Source organism: Mobiluncus mulieris (assembly GCF_014204735.1).
GTDB lineage: Bacteria > Actinomycetota > Actinomycetes > Actinomycetales > Actinomycetaceae > Mobiluncus > Mobiluncus mulieris.
The window spans coordinates 1,769,519-1,786,848 of the sequence record NZ_JACHMA010000001.1 but is presented as its reverse complement, the minus strand read 5'-3'; the positions used below and the strand labels follow the sequence as shown (position 1 = coordinate 1,786,848).

Sequence of the window (17,330 nt, the reverse complement as noted above, 5' to 3'; positions counted from 1 at the left end):
TGAATCGAGCGACTCGCCCTTGCCGGGTGTTGTGATGGTTACGTGATTTTGTGGTTGCGTTTTCTGTTTCATGAGTCGCCATCTCCAAGCCCCGCCTGCGGCGGGGCTTTTTCTCGCCCCACAAATGGCACCTCATGACACTGAAGAAACCAAGGCGACCGGCACTAACACGGAAGGGAGGGCTCATGGCACGGCCTGATAAAGTTGCAGGGGTGAAGTCACTCGCGGATTCCGCGAAGGACGCTGCCGCTGTCATTTTGACCGAATACCGTGGTCTGAGTGTAAAGCAGATGAAGGAGTTGCGTTTGGCGCTGGGTGGCGAGGTTCGCTATGCGGTGGCCAAAAACAAGCTCTCGAAGCTCGCATTCAAGGAAGCCGGGGTGGAAGGTCTCGACGAATACCTCGTTGGCCCCACCGCGATTGCTTTTGTTGGACACGACGGGGATCCCGTTGCGGCCGCCAAGGTGATTTCAAAGTTTGCGAAAGAAAACCCGGCGCTTGTCGTCAAGGGCGGTCTCATGGACGGAAACGTCATGGACGCCGAGGATGTCAAGAAGCTGGCGTCCCTCGAATCTCGCGAGGTATTGCTGGCGAAGTCCGCTGGGGTACTCAAGGCGCTCATGTACCGCGCTGCAGCCGTTATGGTGGCTCCGGCCTCCAAGACGGTTCGTACCGTCGACGCGCTGCGTGAAAAGCAAGCCAAGGCTGCGTAACAATAACAGACCACTTATTCAAACCCGCCGCTGGCGCATAAACCAATAAACCCATAGAACCGCGTCGCGGCAACTAACCGAAAGGAAGCCAAAATGGCTAAGATGACTGCTGATGAACTGATTGATGTGTTCAAGGAAATGACCTTGATTGAGATTTCGGATTTTGTAAAGAAGTTCGAAGAGGTATTCGACGTGACCGCGGCGGCTCCGGCTGCGGTGGCGGTGGCTGCCCCGGCAGCTGGCGGCGACGAGGGCGGCGCTGCCGACGAAAAGACCGAGTTTGACGTAATCCTGGAGAACCCGGGTGCGGGCAAGGTTCCGGTAATCAAGGTAGTGAAGTCCTTGACCGGCCTGGGGTTGAAGGAAGCCAAGGATCTGGTTGATAACGCCCCGAAGCCCATTCTCGAGGGTGTCAAGAAGGAAGAAGCTGACAAGGCTAAGGCTGAACTCGAAGAGGCCGGTGCCGAGGTTACGGTTAAGTAACGTTCATGAGTCGCTAGGGGGAGGTGCGGTGTGTGCACCTCCCCCTTTTCTATGCCCTATTTGTTGTATTTCTTTAGTATCCGTGCTGTAGAATTGTAGTTGTTGCATTGAGGCCTTGGCTGCAGGAAGTCGCCGGTGACTGTCCGGGGTGGGGCTGGTGTTGCAAGTGTAAAAGCATACGAATTCCGAATCGTAAAATTCAGAAAGGACTCGTCATGAGTACTGGTGAAGCCATCGAACCGAATGGATTAAATCCCAAAAAACAACATAACTTTTTTGCTAATTTAAAGCTTTCTGTGAAATTCACTGTAGTGATCGCGGTTTTGCTGGCTCTGCTGGTGGGGCTGGCGGGATATTCTATTGTCAAGGTAAATGCCTTGGGGGATGACGCGGATCGACTGTTGGAGGTCAGCCGATTTTCGCGTTCTATGGCGGCTATGGATGCCACCTTAATTTCCACCCGTTCCGACGTGTTGCTCACCTTGGGGATGCCTAGTCAAGAAGAAAAAAACAAGTTCCGTGACGGGTTTAAAGCCAAGCAGGCCAATGTGGACAAGATGCGCCAAGAGATTATGGCGAACCCGATAGCGAAAACCGTTGCGGAACTGGACCAGTATTTCGCGGCTATCGACCACTGGCAGAAAGTCTTGGAGGATGAACTGGTGTCGGCCGCTATTGTGGATGACCGGGAATTGTACTCGAAACGCTTGGCCGGGGAGTCCTACCAGAAAGCACGTGGGGATTATTACAAGGCCTATGACACTATCACGAAGCGTTTCACGCAACTGGAACTGGAACGCAAACAAGACGTGGATTTCACTCGTTTCAGCTCCATGATTATTATCGGCGTGCTGCTGGTGGTGGCCTTGGGGATTGGGCTGACCCTGGGCATAGTTTTGTATCGCGGGATCAAGCGGCCGCTGCATTTGGTGAATGTGGTGGTGAAAGCCATGGGAACCGGGGATTTCACCCATCGTACCGAATACGTGGCTCGAGACGAGTTGGGTCTAATTTGTCAGGGTCTAGACGCTTCAATAGAGTCCGTGGCGAAACTGATTAACCAGTCATCTTCCCTGGTGGGTGGCGTTTATGCGGCCGCTACCGGGTTGAAGCAAGACGCTGACGGGGCGGCGGCCGGCGCCAGCCAGGTTCGCAGTGAGTCTGAAATGGTTTCCAATGCTGCCGGCGAGGTTTCCCAATCTATTCAAACCGTGGCTGCTGGCGCGGAAGAAATGGGGGCTTCTATCCGCGAAATTTCTTCTAATGCCGCTGAAGCCGCCCGGGTTGCCGCCGAGGCCACCCAAGTCGCGAGTGAGACCAGCAAAGTGGTGGCTAAACTGGGCGAGTCCAGCAAAGAAGTCGGGGAAGTCATCAGGGAAATCACCGCTATCGCCGAGCAAACCAACCTGCTGGCGCTAAACGCCACTATTGAGGCCGCCCGTGCCGGGGACGCTGGTAAGGGCTTCGCGGTGGTTGCCGGCGAGGTTAAGGATTTGGCTTCGCAAACCGGGGACGCCACCGAGAATATCGGCTCGCGCATCACCCAGATTCAAGCCGACACTGCCGAGGCAGTGTCGGCCATCGAGCGGATTTCTGCGATTATTTCCAGTATCAACGACTTCCAAACCACGATTGCGGCCGCAGTAGAGGAACAATCCGCGACCACCAACGAAATGTCGCGTTCGGTGCAGAGTGCCGCCGAGGGTGCCCAGCAAATCGCCCAGAATATTGCTTCGGTGGCGGAGGGCACAGATCACACTTCCGCAACCCTCGAGGATATGGTGACCAAGACCGATGAACTCTCGGCGCAGGCCACTGGCTTGCAAGGCGAGATGGAAAAGTTCCGTTTCTAGCTAGCGTTTTCGCTGTGGTTCATGAGGTGCTTGCCGTGGTCACCGCCGCACCACACTGCGCCCGGTTCCTGAAAGTGAGGTGCCTCGCTGTTCTCGTACTTGATATATGCAGTATGACGCCCCTGCCGAAAAGCCGTTAAATCAAGTAGAATCATGGGGGTGATATTTATCAAGGAGGATAGATGAGCGTGCAAAGAACCAAGGGTCTATTTAGCGTTCTGGTAGCTTTTTTCCTGGTTTTGGCGATGCAAAGCCTGACGGCTGTGAATGTGGCTCACGCCGATGTTGGGAATATGTACCTGAGTTTCACGCCAGACCCGGCGATACAAAAACCCATCACCAAATACCGAGTGGCCTATTGGGCTGACGGCAAAGAAAACACCCCGACGGTGCAACTCTTCGACGGGATGGATAACGGGAAACTCAACGCCGTGATTCGCCCTGGGAGCACAAATGGAACGGTGAACTTCCAGCTTTACACCACTGACACGGTGAAAACCGGACCTAATGACGTTGACAATCGTACTTGGGAATCTGCGGTCTTTAAAAAAGTTCCGTTGGGTAGCTCTATAGTTGCGGCCTATAACAGTAACCAACTGACTGACCCTGATGGTAAACCGATAGTAACTGGCGCCCCCGCTCCTACCCCCCATCCCGCCGAACCCGCCGGCTGTGACGCATAAAGTTGTGGTGACCTTCACGCCGCAGCCAGGCGTAGACGAGTCAGAATATAATCTGTGGGTTTGGGGCGATGGTGATAAGAAGGTACTTTTTACTGGCAAAGATAGCCAGGGTCGCTTGACTGCGGAAATAGTGGTGTCTGAAAGCGTCACTAAAATCGGGATGCTTTTGCGTCGTGGGGACGGCTGGGATAAGAAAATTACCGGAGACATTCAGAACGTGCCGGTTCCAGGACGGGTAGATATTAAGAGTGACGGCAGTTTTGAGATAGCTAGCGGGCTGGGAACCACCCCGAAACCTAAACCAAAGCTCACTGAAGTTACCTTGACTGTGCACTATGTGCGCTGGGACGAGGACTATGAAAATTGGAATATTTGGAGCTGGATTGATGGTAAAAACGGCGCCCGCTATGGTTTCGACTCTAATCACACCGCCACATACTCCCTGGCAGACCCCGCTGGAATAGCTAAAGTCGGGTTGATTGTGCGAAAATCCGTGGACGGCAATGATTGGGCACAAAAGAATAGTAAAGACGACTTGTTTATAGACAATTTCCCTGGCGGCAAGGCCGAAATTTGGATTGTGCAAGGAGACGCAAAGATTTACTACTCTCAAGCTGAACTGCCCGCAAAACCGAGTAATTTCGGGGCTTGCACCAAACTGCACACGAAGGCCTTTAACGACCAGTATTACTACGATGGGGAATTGGGTGCGATTTACACCCCCGCGTCCACCACCTTTAGGGTGTGGGCTCCCACCGCTCAAAAGGTTGAGTTTGTGAATTATTCCCGGGGTGGCGCCACGCAACTCATGAACGCCGGCGCCAAAGGCACCTGGGAGATTACGCTGAGCGGCGACCAAAAAGGCACCGAATATCGCTACCGGTTGACTTTCCCGTACGGTAAAGTCAACGAAACGGTTGACCCCTACGCCAGGGCGGTTACCGCGAACTCCACCCGCACTGTGGTAGAAGACGCGGAGGGTATCCGACCCGCCAACTGGAATGGTGGCAGGATGCCCGCCTTTACTTCGATGAAGGATGCGATAATTTACGAGGCGCATGTGCGCGACTTGACGATAGACCCGAACAACGGCATCCAACACAAGGGTAAATTCTTGGGACTGACCGAGCCGGGCACCAAGACCGCTCAAGGGAATCTTTCAGGTCTGGATTACCTGAAATCCTTGGGTGTCACCCACGTGCAGCTACTGCCGATTTACGATTTCGGCTCTGTGAATGAAAACGACGATTTAGGCTTTGGCAAGCAATATAACTGGGGTTACGACCCACAAAACTATAACGTGCCCGAAGGCTCATATGCTACTGACCCGGCCAACCCGCAGGCGCGGATTCGGGAACTGAAACAACTGGTGGATACGCTGCATCAAAACGGAATCCGAGTGATTATGGATGTGGTTTACAACCATGTCTATGACCCCAAGACTTCCCCATTGCAGTTGACCGTACCGGATTATTACTTCCGGATGGACGATGCTTGCAATTTCCACAACGGCACCGGGGTGGGCAATGAAACGGCTTCCGAACAGCCCATGATGCGTAAGTATATTATTGATTCCCTCAAATATTGGGCCAAGAACTACAACTTGGATGGGTTCCGCTTCGACTTGATGGGGATTTTGGATGTAAAAACTATGCAGCAGGTACGCGCGGAGTTAAACCAGATTGACCCTTCGATTGTGATTTTGGGTGAAGGCTGGGAGATGGGTAAGCATCCGGCGGGGTCATTAGGTGCCAACCAAAATAACGCGAAACAACTTCCGGGGATTGCCTTCTTTAATGATTCCTACCGTGACACGGTTAAAGGCGATAACTTTGAGCTGTCACACTCTGGTTTCGTCAATGGAGCCAATCAGGAACAACGCTCGTGGGATTTGCTAAACAATATTAAAGGCGGTCAGTATGTGCGCCACTACCTGGATCCGAATCAGTCCGTGGTTTACAACGAAGCCCACGACAATTACACCATGTATGACAAACTCAAAGGCAGTACCCCAGGGGCAAGTGAGGCAGAAATCGCTAAGCGTCACGCCCTGGCAACCGCTACCCAATACCTGGCCAATGGTTCGGTTTTTATCCATGCTGGCCAGGAATTTCTGCGCACCAAAGGCGGGGATCACAACTCTTACCAGTCCCCCGACTCGGTGAATCGGCTGGATTACGACCGGGCGGCGTTCTATCCGGAGAATGTGGAATTTTTCAGAAAACTGAACAGTTTCCGCAAACAGTATGATTTTATGCGCCAGCCCAGCTATGAGGCTGTCAACAAACGCTATGCACATGATTTTGCAGCGGGATCCCAAAAAACGGTGGAGACCAATCACGTGTCCTACCTGGTCAAAGACGCTTACCGTTATGGTAGCGAGAAAAGCGCGAACGCCTATGTTTATATTAACGCCGACACCCGAGCATGGAATGCTCCCCTGCCGGCAGGTAAATATGAAACCTTGATTAAAGGGCTTGAGGTCTATGAGGTTCCCCCGGCTTTGACCTCGGATGGGCAGGTGGAAGTGCCACCACTAAGCATTATGGTGATGTTGGAATGGACGGGTACGCATCTGACACCTCCAAGTCCTCCGAAACCTCCGATTCCCGCGCCGAATCCTGGTACTCCGGGTGGGGGTTCGACTCCGAGTCCGAGCACGCCGGCACCGGTTCCGCCGGTTCCGGGTGGTTTTGGTAGCGGTAACTCTGGTTCTGGTGGGGGTAGTGGTTATGTGCCCTCGTATTCTGGCGGCGGTTCCGGTGGGTCTGCTGGTGGCGGGTCTAGTTCCGGTTCGTCTTATGACTCTGCTGACAAGAGCACTGATGAGAAGCCGGAGTCTAAGAAGCCGACTGTGAAGCCTGCGGCGCCTCAGCTGTCGGTGTTTGATAAGCAGTTTACGAAGCCGTTGAAACTGGAGGCTAAGGCGGTGTTGCGGGCGGCTGGGCGAGACCGGGTAGCTACGTCTTTGGCGGCTTTGTCGCTGGTGCAGAATCATGAGACGGTGGTGTTGGCTACGGGTAATTCTTTCCCGGATGCTTTGGTTGGGGGCGCCCTGGCGGGGGCTTTCAAAGGCGGGGTGGTGCTAACCACTGGCATGAACCTGGAGCAGTCCGTTATCGATAGTTTGCAGTCTTATAAGACTAGGACGGTTTACATTATTGGTGGCGAGAATGCCGTGTCTGCTCAGAAAAAAGCTGCGCTTAAGGCTGCTGGGTTGAAGGTGATGCGCCTGGCTGGGGCATCACGCTACGAGACGGCTCGGGCAGTGAAGGCTGCTACCTTGCGTATTTTGGGCGGCAAGTCTGTGGTGACTTGCGTGGCCACAGGATCTAATTTCCCGGATGCTTTGGCGTGTTCCTCGGCTGCTTCCCTGCAGGGTGGGGTCGTAGACTTAGTGAAGCCGGGTGCGTCTGTGACTAAAGACGTGGTGTCTGCGAGAACTATGTGTGCAGGTGGTTCGGCATGTGTGGGGGCTCAGGCCGATGTGACTAAGGTAATCGGTTCGGATCGTTACGATACGGCTTACCGGGTGGCGCTGTCGGGTCCAGATAAGGGTAAGGTAGTGGTTTCTAGCGGTATGTATTATGCGGATTCCCTGGTGGCTTCGGCTTTGTCGGCTTCTACGGGGGCGCGTTTGTTCTTGTCTAATGGTAGGCGGGTGAATGTGCCGGCTGATACTAAGAGTGCGCATCTGGTTGGTGGCAACGCTGTCCTACCGGACAACCTACCAATGTTTACCAAGTAGGTTTGTTGCTGCGGCGGCGCATGGCGTGGTTTTTGCTACGCCGCGCGGTCGGCGGCGGCTTGAGCTGATGGGGATCCGCTCTGTTTCTCTAAGCGGCTGTGCCGCTAAGAGAAACTACGAGCACCCATAGGCTCTTCGCCGTCCGCCTTCCCCGCACGGCTTCGCGCGTGCACACCGCAAGCCAACGCCAAGCCTAAGATGGCAGGGGGCGTTATGGTTCTTGTCGATAGATGGGTAAGCTGTGTGTCCCCCGCCTCCTGGCGGGGGACACACAGCACTGTCTAACTCTAGGATTCAGCTAAGACTAATTCGTCGGTAGTGGATTCGCGATCCGGGATTCCAGTGGGTGTCTGGGAGTGCGGCAGTTTCGAGGGGTCGACCGGAGCCACCACGTCCAAAACCAGGCCTACCACCATGACCACCATAGCGGGAGTGAGCCAACCCATTTGGATATCGCCTAATGGCAACATCTTCAACACTCCCTGCATCGCCTCTTGGAAATCGGTGACTTTACCGCCCCAAGCCGGCAGCGCGAAGGTAGAGACCGCCTCGAGGAAGCCCACAACCCCAGCTACCCAGGCGGAAAGGCGATACGCCCAGTACAGTTGCTTGCGGCTCATCGCGTAGTCCACCAAGGTCACGACTATCAGGCAGATAGCCGGGGGATAGGTCGCCAGACCGATGGTAACCACGAAAGCGAGGATGTTTTCCAAGCCCAGGTTTGCCACCATCAGGGAAACCACGACGTGAACCCCCACCATCGCTTTCGACGGCACCTTGGGCAGCAACGCCTTGAAGTACTGTAAAGACGCTCCCATCAGGCCAACCGCAGTGGTCAGACAAGCCAGGAACACGATGATAGAGAACAGTACCTTGCCCACCGGCCCGAACACCATTTCCGCTGCCATCGACAGTCCAGCTGCGGGGTTATCGACTTTCTGGTCAGCGATACGGGTGCCCAGGAAGGCCAACCCGGTGTAAACCAAACCGAGCGACACTCCGGCGATACCAGCAGTGAAAGCGGTGGCGCGGAACACAGTGCGTTTTTCGTTATATCCCCGGTTGTGCAGCTGGGTGATGATAACCACCCCGAACATCAGGGAGGCCAGGGCATCCATCGTACCGTATCCGGTTTTCAGTCCGGTGGCGAATGGGGCTTTAGCATAGGCTGGGTTAAGATGCAGCGTGGGGACGCTGGGCAGCCGGAACATCGCTATGGCTATCATCGCCACCAGCAGCACCAGCAGTGCCGGGGTCAGGTATTGGCCGATACGGTCGAGCATCTTGTCGGGGCGGTTACAAAGGAACAGGGTCAAAGCAAAGAACACTACTGAATAGACAAACAAGCCTACTTGGCTCGCGGACCCAGAATTACTGCCTAGACCGGTCAGCGGTTTCACCGCCATTTCCCAAGAGACCACCGCGACGCGTGGCATGGCATAACATATCCCACAGAACAGGAATATTGCCACCGTGAGGACTAATCCGGGAACGTGACCGATCCGGTCGGCGATACGCCCGGCACCGTGGGAATCGGTGGATGCTGCCAACATTCCAGCGACCGGAAACAATACGCCTGTCAACAAAATCCCGGATACGGCGGGAATGACTTGGGCACCGCTGGTGATTCCGACTTGGAACGGGAAAATCAAGTTGCCAGCTCCAAAGAACATAGCGAAGAGAGCGAAACCGGAAACAAGCAGGTAACTGTCAAAGCCTTTAACCGGTTTAACGGATTTACTCATGATGACTCACTCCTTTCAGTGGGTTACGGCCGGTGGCCGGAGTCGTTTACAGAGGTTACAGGCGCACATAACCGCTGATTGATGCGGAATGTGCAGCGCTGTAATGAAAACTTAGACTAGCACAGCGCTAGAAAACCCGAAAAACCGTCTCGTATTTTGACATAACCGTCCATATGTTGAAACGGTTCGCTGCGCCACCTGTCCGGCTGGTTACGTTTCGGTTTCATGAGGTGCCATCCTCGGCACCGCCCCGCGCCTAAGTACTAACCAGTTCTTTTCCACAGCCTGTGGAAAACTGTTTTGTGCTCGCGGATTGGGACTGTATCCTGGTCTAGCCAGGGAAAGGCTCTGGCTGCGTCAAGGCAGCCTGCCTTGACGCATGGTAAAAGCCCCGGTTGCGCCCGGGGCTTTAAGGAAAGGACATCCAGATGATCACCCTCATCCAGATTCTGATTTCCTTACCTCCTTCGATTCTAGCAGTAATCCTGATAAAGGAGAAGCTGTGGAATAACAAGAAGGACGATTAAGGAAATCGCGGCCAGCCTACCCAGGCTGGCCGCTTCCTTATTTTACGGCTATTACTCTGGCTGTGCCGCGCCGGGTTCATAGGTGCTTGTGTCGCCGCCGTAGCGCCTTGAACGGCGAAGCCGTAACAGCCGCTACGTGCCGCACCTTGCCACACCTTGCTGCGCCGCCTTCGCGCGCGGTTTCGCTTGGGGCTCTGGGGCGACACGGCCGGGCTAGCTATGTTTTGTCCGATAACGCTTAGCGGCAAAGCCGCTAAGAGAAATTACGGAAAACATGAATCGCCCTACGTTAAAGGTTTCGGTGGCGACGGCAAATCGTTGCTGTCGCTTAATTGCCTTCGCCGGTGACTGTGCCGATATGCGGCTTGCGCCGCGCGGCACAGCCCCTTACGAGCCTCGCAAGCCGCCTCCTAGCGAAGGCGCGCGGGGAAGGCGGACGGTGAAGAGCCTATGGGTGCTCGTAGTTTCCCTTAGAAACGAAGTTTCTTAGGGAAACAGAGCAGGACCCCATCAGCTCGAACCGCCGCCGACCGCGAGCCGCAGCGGCGCAGCACCGAGCGGCAAAACCGCAACGCCGACCGCGAGCCGAGGCGACACAAGCGGCTCATGAAACCGCAGCGCTGAGAGGCAACAAAGCCGCAGCGACACAAGCAACGAAAACAAAGACTGCGCGGGGGCGGCCGTACACCACCCCCGCACAGCGTAGGATTCGAGTCGTTTTCCTTACTCTAATCCTACGTCTGCGGCGCGGGCATAGACGATGCCACCGCAGTGTTATCTGGATTCCAAGGCTCATACCCCAGGACACTGGGCGCAAGCCCAAGGATTCAGACTTTCAGATGATGATGAAACGGGGGATGCCAAGCCATGCTTGGCATCCCCCACATAAAGCAGACAGAGAATGTTTGGTTGTTGATACGAGGCAGGCTTGACGGAGTAAGGTGTTTTGCTTGCATAGTGAAAGGTAGTGGCGTATGACTGCGGGAAAGAATGAATCTAATCGTGATGTTAGTACTATTTTTGTCAGCTACCGGCATGATGACAATGAGCATCTTAGAGGGGCTATTATCCAGCTGGCTAAGGCTATTCAAGAGGAGTATTACTATATCTCGGGGCAGTCGATTGGACTGTTTCTTGATAGAGATAATATTCGGTGGGGTGATGACTTAGATGGGGCGATAGGAAGGGGTAAGTCTCTGGTTGAGCTCAATCCCAATACGCGGGAATACGAAAAACTGACACGTGATATTACGATTCAGCTTTACAAGGTAATAATTTTTCACCGTCAACAGAAAATCAACACTGACACTGATTCCGTGCAGGTATCAGAATCCGAAGTTACAGAGGCAAAGAGTGATTTAGAACATGTCGATGATTTTCAAAAACGTCTTCGGTACTTACGGGAATTGGATTCTCAGCTTGCATTAAATCTAATGGCTCATAAAGACGCATTAGATAATTTTTTACACAGTAAAAATTATGTACCGAGCAATGATAAACCGGGTTTGTTGATGTCGATTGGATTAAAAGATGTCGCGCCTAACTTTAAAGATTTGGCATCAGAATTGTTCCTTAAGAGGATGGGATTAGTGAAATTGTGTGGTAAGGAGCTGCAATTTCTTGTTCATGTAGTCCCTTTGGTGCTTCGTTCTACGGTGCAGAATAAGTTGGAGTTATGTCAATTGTTTATGGTATACGTACAGGGTTTAGTTTCGAATATTAAAAAAAGTATCAGCAATGATAAACTTTCTAGTATTGATTATTACAGGGTACCTGGTCCAGATTTTGTATGGGTAGAGTACTTAATTGAAGCTTCTCATTTTTATATGAATGAAAAATTGTCATCGTACCTTGAAACTCTGTCTCGGCATGTTGATGTCTGGAAAGAATACCGTGTTCTCGAAGATTCTTGACCGCTGCGCGGAAGAAGGTGTGTGATAGAGGCCGTCGCCAATCGTGGGCGTGACGATTTCAGGAAAAAACAGGCGTGGCGGGCGATAAATTGGCGTGGGTAGTCCGAATTATCCTGAATTTGTTACAAGTGGCCCGCCGCGAGTCCGAATTATCCTGGTTTTGTTACAAGTGGCTCGCCGCGAGTCCGAATTATCCTGGTTTTGTTACAAGTGGCTCGCCGCGAGTCCGAATTATCCTGGTTTTGTTACAAGTGGCTCGCCGCGAGTCCGAATTATCCTGGTTTTGTTACAAGTGGCTCGCCGCGAGTCCGAATTATCCTGGTTTTGTTACAAGTGGCTCGCCGCGAGTCCGAATTATCCTGGTTTTGTTACAAGTGACCCGCCGCGAGTCCGAATTATCCTGGTTTTGTCACAAGTGACCCGCCGCGAGTCCGAATTATCCTGAATTTGTTACAAGTGGCCCGCCGCGAGCGCGAAACGGGATTCTCCACCTATTGTCAAAAACCCATCACCCCAGGCGGATTTCCCGGAAAGCCACGTGGCAGCGGCGCAGCCGCTCGGCAGTCAAATCCGCGATAGTATCAAAGCCTAAATCCCGGGCACGCGCCTCATGAAGCGGCGAAAACGGCTCTGGAAGCTGCACCAAAATAAACCGACGCAACCCGTCGGCCGCCGCCACCCCGAAGGAACCCGAGCCGGCAAAAAAATCCAACACCAAATCCCCCGGCGCACTTGCGGCCTCAAGCAGCACCGCCAACAAATCCACCGGTTTCGGGGTTTCAAAAATCCCGCCCAGACCCAGGCGTTCCAACTCGCGTTGCCCGGTGCGGGTACTCGGCCCCATAATCAAATCCTTTAGGGTTGTCGTTTCGAAATCACGAATTTTAGTGCGAATCACCAGGTGTTCTTTCACCACCTCGAACTCTAAATCGTCTGGGTTGGCCAGCACCCGTTCACGTGACCAGCGCCAGGCGTGCCAGCGTAAACCCGGGCGCGCGTTGGGATGCGGCAGGGCAGTAATCCAGCCCTCGGCCGGGGTGCCGGGGGGCGCCTCATGCACCCCGCTGACGGCGACCTCGCCGGTGCGCTGGTTGTAGTGAATCGCATAAACCAACGAAGGCGAGGTGACCTCGTTGAACTTCGAGTTCGTGTTGTACAGTTCGTTTTTGGTCACGTATTCCCCGCGGGCATCGCGTTTCACCTGGCGTTTGGGCAGCCGGTAAACTGCGGGCATCAGCCGGCGCAACATCGACACGCGTCCGCGCAGTTTTCCAACCCGGCGAGCCTCGCGCGCATAACACAGGATGTATTCATGAGTCCCCGCCGGGCCGTTGCCTAGTTGCCGGCCTTTCAGGTTCGAGACCCACACGAAGTTCGCTACGAAGTTTTCCGCCCCGAAAACGCGGTCGCACAGGGCTTTTAGTTCCGCGAATTCGTTGATATCAATGGAAATAAAGACCAGTCCGTCGTCACGCAGGGCTTCCCTGGCCAGCACCAGCCGGGGTTGCATCATCGCCGCCCAGGCGTCTTTGTCGCGCGCGTCGTGGTAGGCGAAAGTGTTACCGGTGTTATACGGCGGGTCGATGTAAATCATCTTGACCTGGTCTTTTACCAAGGGAATTGTCCCTGCTGTCCCTGCTGTCCCTGCTGCCCCTGCTGTGCTGGTTGTCGCGCCCGCCCCGGTTGATTCGTCTGGCGCGTTGCTGGCTTGGGTGGGTTGGTCGCTGTGGTTGTTTTGGGTGGGTTGGTCGCTGTGGTTGATTTGGGTGGGTTGGTTTTTTGCGGATTCATGAGGTGCCAGCCCGGTATCCACGCGCTCTTTGCGGCCGGTGAGCCTCTCTAAAGCCGCTAGCGAATCCCCGCGAATCAACAGGTTCTCGCTGGCTACATCTTTCTCCATTCCAATCATCCTACCTGCTTGTGTCCCGGTTCCCCCGCCCGCCTCTCAACGTACGCCCAGTTTTCCCAGCCCGGATTCCCCTCCCGCTGTGCTCGGCGGTCGCCTCGCGTCTTTATTGGGGTTCATGAGGTTATAGCAGCGCAGACACGGGGGAGGCGAGTCAGCGAGACAAAGGAGCGCAGGCGGCGCAGCGGAGGGGGCGCTGCGGAGTGCGACGCAAACGCGGGACTGGGGGGTGAAACTTTTGCGTCAGCAAAAGTTGAGGGGGTGCTCCCCCTCTCCGTCCCGCGTGCGCGCACCCGCGAGACCCCAAGCGATAACGCCGCCTCCTAAGCGTCAAGCGACAAGTCTAAAACAAGCCCCTCATGAACCCGAACTAAAACCGCCGTTTCGGCCGCGACACCGACACCAGCGCCCCTTGCGGCATGACCCGCTTCGGATCGAGCGATGCCGGCGCGGCGGAAACATAGGCGCTGAAGGTCGGGGGGCGGCGCACGGTCAGCTCCAGTTTCCCGCCGTCGGCTTCAATCAGCTGTTTCGCCAGTGCCAGCCCTATTCCGGTCGACCCGTGTCCGGAAACGCCTTTCTTGAAAATATCGGGGGCGATTTCGTCGTCGACCCCAGATCCTTCGTCGCTGACTTCAAAGAACATGCCTTTGTTGTTGGCACTCATTTTGGCGCGTACTGTGGTGGTGCCTGACCCGTATTTCAGCGAGTTTTCCAGCAGGGTCGCGATGACCTGCCCGAGCGACCCGGGGGTGGCCAGGGCGGGCCGGTCGGTTTCGTTGCGGAACACCAGGGGGCGGGCGGCGGCGCGGAAGGGGCCTTCCCATTCGCTTTGTTGGTGTATCAGGAAATCGTCGACGTCGATGGCTTGGGTGGTGCCGCCGCCGGTGCGTTGCGCGTTGCGTTTGAGGTCTTCGACGACTCCGGTCAGGCGCTCAATTTGGTTGAGGGCTTCGCCGACTTCGTGTTGAACTTCGTCTTCAGTGGATATCATTTGGATTTCTTCGAGCCGCATGGACAGGGCGGTCAGGGGGGTGCGCAGTTGGTGGGACACATCGGAGGCGAATTGGTGTTCGGCGGCGAGCCGCCCCGCCAGGGTTTCACTTGATCGCACCAGTTCGGCTTGTACCAGGTCGATTTCTTCGATTCCCGAGGGGTCTAACCGGGGTCGCACCCCGCTGCTGCCGAGCTGTTGAGCCTGGGCGCAGAGGTAAATCAGGGGTGCCGAGATGCGCCGCGAGGATCGAAATGCGATGGATGCGCCAACAAAAACCGAGACAGCCACGCCCGTCAGGGTGACTATGATAAAGAATACGGAGCGGTAGTGTACGGCTTCGGATGACACAAAGAGCCGCAGTTTCGCGCCGGTGGCGGTGGTGACTTCGGAGATGATGCGGGCGGCTTCGGGGTTGGAACCGAAGGCGAGTTTCCGTCCGTCGGCGGTGACGATTTCGATACGCGCGTCTTGCCCGGTTCCTGGCCACAACCATCCTGCTAGGGTGACATCGGTCACATACCGCCCGCTCAGCGTGTTGCGATCATACACCAGTGCGTATTCTTGGGCGGATTGATCCACATTGGCGCGAGCCGTGGCCCACAGTTGGTTGACGGCAAACCCGCACAGCGGCACCCCCAGCAGCAGTACTGCGACAATCACGGCCGCTAGCGTGGACAAGAGTATCTGTTTACGCATGTCGCCTCGGTGCGGTTGGTGTCGTTTTCACGAGGCGCCAGCCGGGAATCTAGGCGAAATGCCAGGAACCCGGGATGGCACCTCGTGAAATGGAGCTTTTTAGACGTTCTCGAAACGGAAACCCATACCACGCACCGTGGTGATGTAACGTGGCGAGTTCGCATCGTCGCCCAGTTTACGCCGCAACCACGACACGTGCATATCCAGGGTTTTCGTGGAACCGGATGGGTCGGAACCCCACACTTCGCGCATGACTTGCTCGCGCGACACCACCGATCCGGCATCGCGAATCAAAACTCGTAGCAAGTCGAATTCTTTGGCGGTCAGTTGCAATTCCCGCTCGCCCTGGAAAGCGCGGTGCGCCGCGACTTCGACTCGCACATCTTGGCATTCGATGATTTCGTCCTCGGTGACTTCCCCACCGGCACGTCGCAGCAGCGCCCGCACCCGCGCCAACAGCTCGCCTAGGCGGAAGGGCTTGGTTACATAGTCGTCGGCTCCGGAGTCCAGCCCTACCACCATGTCGACTTCCCCGGTGCGGGCGGTTAGAATCAGGATAGGAATGGTGATGCCTTGGGCGCGTATCGTGCGCGCCACGTCCAGGCCGTCCATGTCTGGCAGTCCCAAATCCAGAATCACAATATCGCAGCCCCCGACTTGCTGCAGGGCGGCACCGCCGGTGGTTTGGGCGCTGACTTCGTAGCCTTCGCGCCCCAGTGCGCGTGCCAGTGGCTCCGCAATCGCGGGGTCATCCTCTACTAACAGGACTTTTGTCATAGTAGCTCCTCTTCTTCTGCTGCTGGGCTGGTCGTGGGATTGGTAAAATTTCCAGTTCGCTCTATGAAGAACTTTACTCGTTTTTGACTTGTTTTGCATTAATTTCTGCGATTCTCGGGTCGCCATTTCGGCGTGGACACATAAGGGCTTTGCTGTGATAGCATGCCGCTCAAGGAGGTTCACCTAAAACGGCAAATCGTTGCCGTTTTTTAACGGTTCCACACTGCGACTGCGGTGCTCTCAGGGCTTCGCCCTTGCACCGCAGTATCTCGGTATCGAGTATTCTCAATAAGGGGCTTATGTGTCCATGAGATAATTGCAGGGTGAAAACGTATCGTTTGATTTTGGCCTCGGCTTCGCCCGCGCGCCTGAAAACCCTGGAAAACGCGGGTTTATCCCCGGAAGTCCACCCCGCTGACGTGGACGAGGCGGCGCTGTTGGCCGACTTGCGGGCGGCGGGCACGCCCCCGGCTGGCCAGGTTCTGGGGTTGGCGCGCGCTAAAGCCCAGAAAATCGCCTCTGATTTAGCGGCCGGTACTCTTGATTCGAGCCGACCCGCGACCGTGGATACGGACGTGATGCCGGGGGTGCCCGGTGATGCGGCGGTGGGCAAAGCCCCAAAGTCCGGGGAATTCAGCGAGGAACCCGGGATGGCACCTCATGAAGCCGCCGCCCGGCCGAGCCCTGCCGACCGGCCGACCCTGGTAATCGGCTGCGACTCGATGCTGGAGTTTGGCGGGGAAGTCTTGGGTAAGCCGCATTCGCCCGAGGTGGCACGTGAGCGGGTGCGGGCGCTGTCAGGGGCGTCGGGGGTGCTGCACACCGGGCACTGGGTGGTGCTGTTGGGTTCGTCTTCACGAGGTGCCAGCCCGGAATCTGTCGGTGCTACCGAATCCACCGTGGTGCACTTCGAGGAATTCACGCCAAGGGAAATCGAGGCTTATGTTGCCACCGGCGAACCCCTGGAAGTGGCGGGGTCCTTTACGATTGATGGCCGGGGTGGGGCGTTTATCCGGGGCATCGAGGGTGATCCGCACAATGTGGTTGGGATTTCCTTGCCGTGTCTGCGCCGCCTCTTGGGCGAGCTGGGCGTGTTCTGGCCTGACCTGTGGGTCTAGTGCCAGCATGGATTTATAAACCCCTTATTGAGAATGCTTGATAACGATAAAACCCTGTGACCTGGGGTTTTGCCTGACCTATACTTCTAGCAAAGTGCTTATGTGTCCACGTGTATGTTGACAAGGCCGTATCGGTGTATTAGTCTAGTAATACACCGATACAGGGAAAGG

At 55.5% G+C, this 17,330-nt stretch carries 12 protein-coding genes; 8 read left to right on the top strand and 4 right to left on the bottom strand.

The window, feature by feature from the left end:
• The first annotated feature begins 70 nt into the window (after positions 1 to 70).
• From F4555_RS11315 to pulA, 6 genes are all read left to right on the top strand, one after another.
• Entirely contained in the window at positions 71 to 199 is a 129-nt protein-coding gene (locus F4555_RS11315) for a hypothetical protein (protein ID WP_004015246.1), read from the top strand.
• On the top strand, positions 186 to 713 hold the full coding sequence (gene rplJ / locus F4555_RS07995; RefSeq protein ID WP_004015245.1) for a 50S ribosomal protein L10: 528 nt from the start codon (positions 186 to 188) through the stop codon (positions 711 to 713). The genes F4555_RS11315 and rplJ overlap by 14 nt, the downstream gene beginning before the upstream one ends.
• Before the next feature lie 93 nt (positions 714 to 806).
• Complete coding sequence (gene rplL / locus F4555_RS07990) at positions 807 to 1,196, top strand: 50S ribosomal protein L7/L12 (protein WP_004011648.1); 390 nt, start codon at positions 807 to 809, stop codon at positions 1,194 to 1,196.
• A gap of 215 nt (positions 1,197 to 1,411) precedes the next feature.
• The gene (locus F4555_RS07985) at positions 1,412 to 3,049 is read left to right on the top strand and encodes a methyl-accepting chemotaxis protein (protein WP_115325833.1); all 1,638 of its coding nucleotides are present in this window, start codon (positions 1,412 to 1,414) and stop codon (positions 3,047 to 3,049) included.
• A 182-nt stretch (positions 3,050 to 3,231) separates the two neighbouring features.
• Positions 3,232 to 3,732 carry a hypothetical protein gene (locus F4555_RS11310; protein ID WP_255312863.1) on the top strand — a complete coding sequence of 167 codons (501 nt, stop codon included), beginning with the start codon at positions 3,232 to 3,234 and terminating at the stop codon, positions 3,730 to 3,732.
• Positions 3,722 to 7,480, top strand: a complete 3,759-nt coding sequence (gene pulA / locus F4555_RS07980) for a type I pullulanase (RefSeq protein ID WP_255312864.1) — start codon at positions 3,722 to 3,724, stop codon at positions 7,478 to 7,480. The genes F4555_RS11310 and pulA overlap by 11 nt, the downstream gene beginning before the upstream one ends.
• A 287-nt stretch (positions 7,481 to 7,767) precedes the next feature.
• Here pulA and brnQ read toward each other — a convergent pair whose 3' ends face one another.
• Positions 7,768 to 9,225: a branched-chain amino acid transport system II carrier protein gene (brnQ, locus tag F4555_RS07975; protein WP_115325834.1), complete on the bottom strand. Its 1,458-nt coding sequence runs from the start codon at positions 9,223 to 9,225 to the stop codon at positions 7,768 to 7,770.
• A gap of 1,501 nt (positions 9,226 to 10,726) precedes the next feature.
• Between brnQ and F4555_RS07970 the strand changes: the two genes are divergently transcribed.
• Positions 10,727 to 11,665, top strand: a complete 939-nt coding sequence (locus F4555_RS07970; protein ID WP_004017323.1) for a hypothetical protein — start codon at positions 10,727 to 10,729, stop codon at positions 11,663 to 11,665.
• A gap of 508 nt (positions 11,666 to 12,173) precedes the next feature.
• Here F4555_RS07970 and F4555_RS07965 read toward each other — a convergent pair.
• The 3 genes from F4555_RS07965 to F4555_RS07955 form a co-directional block, all read right to left on the bottom strand.
• A complete protein-coding gene (locus tag F4555_RS07965) occupies positions 12,174 to 13,565 on the bottom strand; it encodes a site-specific DNA-methyltransferase (RefSeq protein ID WP_115325835.1) in 1,392 nt (463 codons plus the stop codon).
• A gap of 376 nt (positions 13,566 to 13,941) precedes the next feature.
• Positions 13,942 to 15,264, bottom strand: coding sequence for a sensor histidine kinase (locus F4555_RS07960; protein WP_103758636.1), 1,323 nt, complete (start codon positions 15,262 to 15,264; stop codon positions 13,942 to 13,944).
• Between the two features lie 99 nt (positions 15,265 to 15,363).
• The gene (locus tag F4555_RS07955) at positions 15,364 to 16,041 is read right to left on the bottom strand and encodes a response regulator transcription factor (protein WP_004015234.1); all 678 of its coding nucleotides are present in this window, start codon (positions 16,039 to 16,041) and stop codon (positions 15,364 to 15,366) included.
• Between the two features lie 323 nt (positions 16,042 to 16,364).
• Here F4555_RS07955 and F4555_RS07950 point away from each other — a divergent pair, with 323 nt between their 5' ends.
• Positions 16,365 to 17,159 carry a Maf family protein gene (locus F4555_RS07950; RefSeq protein ID WP_114989617.1) on the top strand — a complete coding sequence of 265 codons (795 nt, stop codon included), beginning with the start codon at positions 16,365 to 16,367 and terminating at the stop codon, positions 17,157 to 17,159.
• Positions 17,160 to 17,330: the final 171 nt, after the last annotated feature.